The organism is Tardiphaga sp. (genome assembly GCF_044336785.1).
Classification (GTDB): Bacteria; Pseudomonadota; Alphaproteobacteria; order Rhizobiales; family Xanthobacteraceae; genus Tardiphaga.
Genome location: NZ_JBIIOT010000150.1, coordinates 1 through 8302 on the forward strand (window position 1 = coordinate 1; position 8302 = coordinate 8302).

Here is an 8302-nt window from a genome sequence, read left to right on the forward strand (position 1 = left end):
CGCCCTCAATTGCGGAGGCGCTCCAGTAACTCTGGTCAGTGTTGGGATCTCTGCCAATTCCCTCGAGGCGAGAATACACGAAGTCGCGGTTTGCTTTGAAATGAAGTAAAAATCTGCTCTGCTGCTGTGTTGCGTGGTTGATAAGGCTATCGTGTTCTTGGGGGAGTAAGCCCGCCGCTTCGCCACTAGAGGTGAGGTCATTATGGCGGTCTCTAACCTTAATCGTCCATTTTCCTGGGATGGTCGCTGCTGCTCGTCGTCGAAAGAGGTTCGATTGATGAAACGAAAATGCTCGCGCTATTACGGAAAGAATTGTTGTCTTTCCGACACCGTTCGCGCCGCATATCAAATTAAAGCTAGGGGAGAAGGTTACATCAAACTTCTTGAATCCTCCAATATTGCTCATTTCGAGGGTCTGGATGCGCAAGTCGAGGTTAGAGATCATTTCTAGCGCTCCAATATTATCTCTAAGAAATGAGTGTTGCCTCACACTAGCAGCGGTTAGTTCTCATCGTCAAAGCTATCGGGCTGATTGAGGCGCGTATTAAACTTGCAGGTCAAAGTTTCCGTGGAATTGCCGTTTGAGCTGTGAAGTACCGAAGCTTGGAATATGCGCCAACGCAGTCGTGTAGCTGAATGGTCGGAGTAATGCCAAAAACTGAAATGGCCGGGACTAAGCCCGGCCATTTCAAATCCATCTACTGCTAGCGCGAAGCTCCTACTTCTTCTTCGCCCCGACGCGCTCCACGCTGGCGATCTCGATTGGCGGCTTGCCGCTCTTCTCGGCGATCTCGGCGTCCTGGTCGGCGATCGCCTGCTTGGCCGGCTCGTCGCCGTCGAGGCCGCCGAGCAGCTCCGAGGGGACGCGGCGGTTCGAGCGCTGCGAGCCGTCCACATAAGTGACGTTGAAAAAGGCGAATTCGCCTTTGGGATTGGTACCGGGTTTCTTGGCCATGCGCGGCTTGTGGACGGCGCCGTGCCAAGAGTCAAAGCCCATGCACGCAGGGCATGCATGCCATCAACAGCCCGTTGCGGCAGGCGCCGTCTCCGCTCCGTGGCGCGGCCGGCGCCGGCGTCGCGCGCTTGATGTTCCTACTTTGTTCTTGACAAGAAATCGCCTTTAGGTTGTTATCCGGCCGTCTCCTTCGCGAGGGGCGCTTCATGAGGCGTCATTGAGCGGAAGTGAGATGCGGCGCCTGCGGGCAGGGGGAGGACGTATCCCCCGGCACTCGGGCGGCTGGAGGTCACCGTCCGGGCCCAATACGGGGCCCTGCCGCTAGCGCGGCTGGACGTGGTGCGGGCGAAGGCAGGGAAACCTGCCGGATGGCTTTCTGAAAAGCGAGCGCCCAGTACCCGGAAGAACGGTCCTTCGGCTGGCAAGACGTCGCGGTGGCGCGCCGTAAGGCGTTGCGTCGTTCGGGTTTGCCGGCGATCCGGCAGGCACGGACGGCGTCAGAAGCTACCAAACGCGCCTTACGGCGTGCCGCCTCCCCTCATGTTTCGAGGGGAAATGCTCATAGCTCGGACGCCATGGGCGCCGCGAGAATGCGATCTCGTGTTTTCAGGAATCGCGTGTTTTCAGGACTGACGTGGCTGTTTGACAGGTTGAGGCCATGACGCGCGGAAGCGCGTGGACTCCCTCCCTCAAGCGGCGCAGCCGCGCAGCGGGGAGGGTGGCGCGTCGCGCCGGGTGGGGTCTCTCCCCACGGGCGGACGTCACGTGGGGAGAGACCCCACCCGTCTCGTAGCTCGCTGGACGCTCGCTTCTCACCACCCTCCCGGCTGCGCAGCTGCGCTGCTTGGGGGAGGGAGAAGAGGGAGCTACCCGCGAAAATCCCTGACCCGCTTCACCATCTGCTCCACATGCGCCACCGGCGTTTCCGGTTGGATGCCATGGCCGAGATTGAAGATGAAACGTCCGCCCGCATAATTCGCCAGCACATCATCCACCGCGCGATCGAGCGCGGCACCGCCGGCGATCAGCACCAAGGGATCGAGATTGCCCTGCACGGCGACGCGGCTCTGCACGTGCTCGCGCACGAAGCCGGGCTCCGCGGCCCAGTCGATGCTCACGGCATCGACGCCGGTGGCCGCGACATAAGACGGCAGCAGCGCGCCGGCGCCGCGCGGAAAGCCGATGATTTTTGCATCCGGCACCTTCGCCCGCACGCCGGCGACGATGCGCTGCGTCGGCTCCACCGACCAGCGCTGGAATTCCGCAGCCGGCAGCACGCCGGCCCAGGTATCGAAGATCTGCAGCACCTCGGCGCCGGCTTCCAGCTGGCGCAGCAGATATGCAATCGAGTTCTCCACGATCACATCGATGATCGCGCTGAAGGCGTCGGGATGCCGATAGGCCATCATCCGCGCCGGGCCCTGATCGGGGGTGCCGCGCCCGGCCACCATGTAGGTCGCCACCGTCCACGGCGCGCCGCAAAAACCGATCAGCGTGACCTTCGGATCGAGCGCCGCACGCACCCGGCGCAGCGCCTCGAACACCGGATCGAGCTTGGTGAAATCCGCCTCGCGCGCGAGCGTCGCCACCTGCTCGGGCGTGTCCAGCGGATCGAGCCGCGGCCCTTCGCCGGCCTCGAAGCGCACGCTGCGGCCGAGCGCATAGGGGATCACCAGAATGTCCGAGAAGATGATCGCCGCATCGAAGCCGAAGCGCCGGATCGGCTGCAGCGTCACTTCGGTGGCGAATTCCGGATTGAAGCAGAGATCGAGGAAGCCGCCCGCGGTCTCGCGCACCTTGCGATATTCCGGCAGATAGCGCCCGGCCTGCCGCATCATCCACAGCGGCGGCGTGCTCGCGCGCGCGCCGCAGATAACATCGAGAAAGGGCTTTGCAGGCTGGGACAAAGGGTATGTTCCGCAAGTGAGGACGAGGGATCTGCGGCTCGTGATACACGCTGGCATGCCGCTTGGCGAGGCGCGCGCCACAGGGTGTCCGCATTCTTGATATATCTCAAGGTGTCATGGCGGACCAAAGCCGCATATAACGCGCATGAGCAATACGATCCCATTTCCCAAGAAGCCGATGACCTCAGACATTGCAGCCACCATTGATCAGCAGCGCGCCCGCGCCAGAGTGTGGTTCGAATCCCTGCGCGATCGCATCTGCAGTGCAGTCGAGACGCTGGAGCGCGAGGCGCCGGAGGCGCTGTTCCCCGGCAGTCCGGCGCAATTCACCTTCAAGCCATGGACGCGCAACACCGGCAGCGGCGGTGGCGTCGGCGGCTTTCTCTCCGGCGGCCGGCTGTTCGAGAAGATCGGCATTCACACCTCATCGGCCAATGGCAAACTGTCGCCGGAAATGGCGCGCGCCATGCCGGGCGGTGGCGGGCAGCTCGATTACGTCTCCACCAGCATCAGCCTGATCATGCATCCGCGCTCGCCGCGCGTGCCCACGGTGCATATGAACACGCGCTTTCTCGCCACATCGGTGGGATGGTTCGGCGGCGGCGCGGATCTCACGCCGATGCTGCCCGCGCAGCGCCGCGACGATGCGCCGGATACGATCACCTTTCACGATGCCATGCGCGCCGCCTGCGATGCGCATGATCCCGGCTACTACAGGAAGTTCAAGGCCTGGGCCGATGATTACTTCTTCCTGCCGCATCGCGGCACAGCGCGCGGCGTCGGCGGCATTTTCTACGATCAGCTGAGCAATGATTTCGACAAGGACTTTGCCTTCACCCGCGATGTCGGCGAGGCGTTTCTCGCTGTCTACCCGCGCATCGTCCGCGCGCGGATGCAGGAAGCGTGGACGGATGACGAGCGCGCCCAGCAGCTGGAAACGCGCGGGCTCTATGTCGAGTTCAACCTGCTCTACGACAAAGGCACGATGTTCGGCCTGCAGACCGGCGGCAACACCGAGACGATCTTGAGCTCGATGCCGCCACTGGTGAGCTGGAGATAAAGCTCACTCAATCTGTCGTCGCCCGGCTTGACCGGGCGATCCAGTAGACACTGACCTTTGCGTTTACTGGATCACCCGCTTTCGCGGGTGATGACAGTGAGAGTTGCTACTAAACCTTCGCGTTCTCGATCGCCGCCTGCACCGCCCAGGAAATATCGGTGTTGAGCTGGAACGCCACCGATCCTTCATCCACGATTGCCTGCGGATTCACCGCGCGCTTCCCGGCCTCGTCCAGCGCGGTGCGATAGTCGCTCTTCAGCGCTGCGAGATCGGCATAAGCGGGGAAGTCGTAGAAGGTCAGCTCATTCGGCGTCAGCGCCGGCTTCCTGGCGAGCAGCTTCTTCAGAATCTGGCCGCCCGAGAGATCGCCGAGATAGCGCGTATAGGCATGGGCGATCAGCAGTTCGCCATCGCCCTTCGCCGCATCCTCGATCCGCTTGGCATAGGCCGCGCCTTCGGCAAGCACCGGCACCTTCGCAAAATCGCCACCGCACAGCGCTTCCAGATCGGCCTTCAGCGCCGATGCGCGATCCAGCCGATAAGCGGCAAGCGTGGCCAGCAGCGGCGTATCGCGATGCGCCTCAAGCCCGGCCTCCAGCGCCTGATAGGCCGGCAGCAGGTTCCGCTGCAGCAGGATGTAACCCTCGCGGCTGGCCTCGCCACGCAGCATGTCGTTGATGATGCCGGAACGCTCGGCCTCGGTGTGCTGGGTCTTGGTGGAGCGATAAAGCTCGGTCACGACGCTGATGGGCGCGGTGGGCTGGGGCGTCGTCATGAGGTCTCCGGTCAGAACATCCGTCAATTGCGGCCGGCACCATACCAGCCGCGGGAAATGCCACAAGTTTCCGCGGGTTAGAACGGTTCCAGCCTTGTCGGGCGGCATCCTTGCGTGTCAGAACCACGGCCAGACCTGCCTCTCGGAGACGCAATGACCGCCCCGCTCGACCTGTTCCGCCACACCGCCACCTTCGCCGGCACGGACCCGCTCCGTCAGGCCACCGCGGCTGCGGTCGATGCCCTCGCCAAGGCATCCATCGAGATTTCGGACCTGATCAGCCGCGGCGCCCTGGCCGGGATCACGGGGGCGACCCAGGGCAGCGAGAATGCCGATGGCGACGTGCAGAAGGATCTCGATGTCATCGCCGATGACATGGTCCGCGCCGCGCTGAAGGATGTCCCATGGGGCGCGCTCGCATCCGAGGAAGCGGAGACCGCCGATATCCGCGACGGCGGCGGCCTCATCGATATCGCCTATGATCCGCTCGACGGCTCGTCGAATATCGAAACCAACATGACCGTCGGCACCATCTTCTCGATCGTGCCATCTGTCGCCGGCAAGGTGCCGTTCACGTCGCCCGGCCACACGCAGATCGCCGCCGGCTTCGTCGTCTATGGTCCGCAGACCTCGCTGGTGCTGACGCTTGGCGATGGCGTTCACATCTTCACGCTCGATCGCGCCACGCGCAGCTATCAGCGCATTCGCGCCAATGTGCAGATCACCGCCGATTGCGCCGAATACGCCATCAACGCTTCGAACCATCGCCACTGGGAAGCCCCTGTGCGCGATTTCGTCGAGCAGTGCCTTGCCGGCAAAGAGGGCGCGAAGGCGAAGAACTTCAACATGCGCTGGATCGCAGCTTTGGTCGCCGAAGCCTATCGCATCCTCGTGCGCGGTGGCGTGTTTCTGTATCCCGGCGATGCGCGCAAGGGCTACGGCGATGGTCGCCTGCGCCTCGTCTATGAAGCACATCCGATGGCCTTCATCATCGAGCAGGCAGGCGGTGCGGCATCAAATGGCCGCCAGCGCATTCTCGATGTAGCACCGACCGCAATCCATCAGCGCATTCCGCTGATCATGGGCTCGAAGAATGAAGTCGCCTGTCTCGAAGCGCTGCATCGCGATGCGGATAGCGTGGCCGTGCAGGCAGCAGAATAACTACAGCTGGCGGCATCGTAGGGCGGATAAGCGCAGCGTAATCCGCCGGCCGAATTCAAAGCTGAAACTCCGCAGTGGATGACGGCTTCGCCTCATCCGCCCTACGGATTCACATTTCGAGCGATTCAAAGCTACAGGGCTTCTAAGCGCGGGAGCCCGGAAAGCGGTTGAGCGGTGCGACCTCAAAGCCTATTCAGGCGTGGGGTCGCGAAGGGAAAGCTCATGCTGCCACAGCCGGTCAAAGCCGCCGATATCACCGACGAGAATTCCGCGCAGACCTATCTCAACCAGGCCGTCATGACCACGTTCTGCCGCGTGCTGGACAGTTCGCGCCTGCCGCCCGATGTGGTGATGAAGCTGTTGGCTTCGGCGCTCGGCCAGACCTATCGCGAAGTCGCTGCTGCCCATCACGATGGCGGATGCCCATGTGGTTGGCGACCGCAGGCGACGGATATCGAAGCCCTGCGCGCCTCGCTCGAAGACGCGGCGGCGCCGCGCCGTGTCGATGATTTGCTCAGCATGGCGGCAGTCGGCAGAGCTTAAACCGTCCGTATATTCAGCTATTGCATTGCAAACCGTCATCGCCGCGACCGGCGAGGGCGGTTTTGTCGTTGTCACGATAGTCTGATGGCGGGACCGCCGGGATTTTGCTAAATTCCTTTAGGCCTAAACTTTCTGGCCCGATCCTTGAATGTCGCGACCATCAATGCCCTCAGCAGAGTGACCGCATGACATCGTCTTCAGCAGTTCGGGTTGCAAACGCGCCCGATTCAATTCCGGTCTGGCGCGCCGTGGCGCGCGCGATCGCCGATATCGGCGCCAAGCGCTGTTTCGGCCTGGTCGGCGGCGCCAATTTCAAGGTGACGCTGGCGCTGACCGATCTCGGTGTCGAATTCATCCCTGCGCGCCATGAAGGCGGCGCGGTGAGCATGGCCGATGTGTCCGCGCGCCTGACACGGGATCTTGTGGTGGTCAGCGTCACGGCCGGCCCTGGTCTCACCAATGCCATCACCGGCATCGGTGAAGCCGCGAAAAGCGACACGCCATTGCTCGTGCTCGCCGGCGATGTCGTCACCGGCGACAAGCAATCGGCGTTTGCGTTTAATCAATCCGAGCTCGTGCATGCCGTCGGCGGTGACTGGCGCCAGATCACCGATCCGCAGACTGCCTATCTCGAAACCTGGAATGCCGCCGCGCGCGCGATCAAGGAGCGCAAGCCCGTGGTGCTCAGCCTGCCCATCAATGTGCAGGAGATGCCGGTCACCGCGACCATGGGCAAGCGACATCCGCCGCTCACGCCGCGCCGTTCACTCGATGCGGCCAAGCTCGACGAACTTGTCGCGACGATCAAATCGTCGCGGCGTCCACTGATCCTCGCTGGCCATGGTGCCATCGTCGCCGATGCCAAATCACTTTTGGTGCAACTCGCCGACAAACTCGGCGCGCTGCTGGCGACGTCGGTGCAGGCGCATGGCATGTTTGCCGGTCATCCGTGGAATCTCGATGTCGCCGGCGGCTTTTCGTCGCCTGCCGCAACCGAGTTGATGATGCAAAGCGACATGATCCTCGCTTTCGGCATGTCGCTGAACATGTGGACCACGAAGAAGGGCAAGCTGATCGACGATCACGCCCAGCTCGTGCAGGTCGATGTCGAGAAGGGACGTATAGGTGTGCATCGTCCGGTCGATCTCGAACTGGAAGGCGATGCATCGCAGGTCGCTACGGCCTTGCTGGACGCACTCGGTGGAGATGACATCGGCCCCGGTTGGCGCACGCCGGATGTTGCCGCCGTGATCCACGCCAAGAGCAATCGCCATTCCGTCTATGACGATACGAGCACGGCCGAGCATATCGATCCACGCACGCTCAGCAAGGCGATGGATGATCTGCTGCCAAAGGACCGCACGATCGTGGTCGATGGCGGTCATTTCGTGGGCTGGGTGGTGCGCTATCTCTCGGTGCCGGATTATCGCGGCTGGTGCATTCCCATTGCCTTCCAGTCCATCGGACTCGGCCTTGCCGGCGCGATCGGCGCCGCCGTGACGCAGCCGCATCGCCTGACCGTGCTGGCCGTCGGCGATGGCGGTTTTTTGATGTCGATCGCGGAGCTGGAAACCGCGGTGCGATTGAAGAGGCGCATCTGCATCTTTATCTATAATGACAGCGCCTATAGCGCCGAGGTGCATCATTTCGTGCCCGAAGGCTATTCCGCCGCGATGGCGCAATTTCCGGTCACCGATTTTGCAGCGATCGCACGCGGCTATGGCGCGGATGGTTGTGTGGTGAAGACGCTCGCCGATCTCGATGCCGTGAAGCACTGGGTCGAGAACGGCGCGCAAGGCGTCTTCATCGTCGATGGGCGCATCAATCCGAAGCTGATCGCGGATTGGTACAAGGAAGTTTTCGGCGCCGCCAATTTGTAGGGCCGTATAACCTCTCCCCGC

8 protein-coding genes are annotated in these 8302 nt (G+C 62.5%); 4 read left to right on the forward strand and 4 right to left on the reverse strand.

All coding sequences use genetic code 11. The features are described 5' to 3' along the window. The 3 genes from ACIQ2A_RS24620 to hemE all read right to left on the reverse strand — a co-directional run. Positions 1 to 445 (reverse strand): ATP-binding protein (locus tag ACIQ2A_RS24620; protein WP_398484450.1); only part of this gene is annotated, 445 nt, incomplete at its 3' end. 273 nt (positions 446 to 718) lie between these two features. Further along, positions 719 to 955 carry a hypothetical protein gene (locus ACIQ2A_RS24625; RefSeq protein ID WP_398484452.1) on the reverse strand — a complete coding sequence of 79 codons (237 nt, stop codon included), beginning with the start codon at positions 953 to 955 and terminating at the stop codon, positions 719 to 721. 866 nt (positions 956 to 1821) lie between these two features. After that, positions 1822 to 2862: a uroporphyrinogen decarboxylase gene (gene hemE, locus ACIQ2A_RS24630; protein WP_398484455.1), complete on the reverse strand. Its 1041-nt coding sequence runs from the start codon at positions 2860 to 2862 to the stop codon at positions 1822 to 1824. Positions 2863 to 3040: 178 nt separating this feature from the next. Here hemE and hemF point away from each other — a divergent pair, with 178 nt between their 5' ends. Beyond that, complete coding sequence (gene hemF / locus ACIQ2A_RS24635; RefSeq protein WP_398484465.1) at positions 3041 to 3922, forward strand: oxygen-dependent coproporphyrinogen oxidase; 882 nt, start codon at positions 3041 to 3043, stop codon at positions 3920 to 3922. 109 nt (positions 3923 to 4031) lie between these two features. Here hemF and ACIQ2A_RS24640 read toward each other — a convergent pair whose 3' ends face one another. Then, positions 4032 to 4697, reverse strand: coding sequence for a heme oxygenase (biliverdin-producing) (locus tag ACIQ2A_RS24640; protein ID WP_398484457.1), 666 nt, complete (start codon positions 4695 to 4697; stop codon positions 4032 to 4034). A 153-nt stretch (positions 4698 to 4850) separates the two neighbouring features. On the opposite strand from ACIQ2A_RS24640, the gene ACIQ2A_RS24645 reads away from it, so the two are divergent. The 3 genes from ACIQ2A_RS24645 to ACIQ2A_RS24655 all read left to right on the forward strand — a co-directional run bounded on the left by ACIQ2A_RS24645 (position 4851) and on the right by ACIQ2A_RS24655 (position 8281). Then, positions 4851 to 5858: a class 1 fructose-bisphosphatase gene (locus ACIQ2A_RS24645; RefSeq protein ID WP_398484459.1), complete on the forward strand. Its 1008-nt coding sequence runs from the start codon at positions 4851 to 4853 to the stop codon at positions 5856 to 5858. Positions 5859 to 6080: 222 nt separating this feature from the next. Continuing rightward, positions 6081 to 6401 carry a hypothetical protein gene (locus tag ACIQ2A_RS24650; RefSeq protein ID WP_398484461.1) on the forward strand — a complete coding sequence of 107 codons (321 nt, stop codon included), beginning with the start codon at positions 6081 to 6083 and terminating at the stop codon, positions 6399 to 6401. Between the two features lie 185 nt (positions 6402 to 6586). Beyond that, a complete protein-coding gene (locus ACIQ2A_RS24655) occupies positions 6587 to 8281 on the forward strand; it encodes a thiamine pyrophosphate-binding protein (protein WP_398484463.1) in 1695 nt (564 codons plus the stop codon). Positions 8282 to 8302 lie beyond the last annotated feature (21 nt).

Bases quoted from the DNA above. Each gene is read 5' to 3' on its own strand.
- hemF (WP_398484465.1), top strand. From the start codon at position 3,041: ATGACCTCAGACATTGCAGCCACCATTGATCAGCAGCGCGCCCGCGCC.
- ACIQ2A_RS24625 (WP_398484452.1), bottom strand. From the start codon at position 955: ATGGCCAAGAAACCCGGTACCAATCCCAAAGGCGAATTCGCCTTTTTC.
- ACIQ2A_RS24655 (WP_398484463.1), top strand. From the start codon at position 6,587: ATGACATCGTCTTCAGCAGTTCGGGTTGCAAACGCGCCCGATTCAATT.
- ACIQ2A_RS24645 (WP_398484459.1), top strand. From the start codon at position 4,851: ATGACCGCCCCGCTCGACCTGTTCCGCCACACCGCCACCTTCGCCGGC.
- ACIQ2A_RS24640 (WP_398484457.1), bottom strand. From the start codon at position 4,697: ATGACGACGCCCCAGCCCACCGCGCCCATCAGCGTCGTGACCGAGCTT.
- ACIQ2A_RS24650 (WP_398484461.1), top strand. From the start codon at position 6,081: ATGCTGCCACAGCCGGTCAAAGCCGCCGATATCACCGACGAGAATTCC.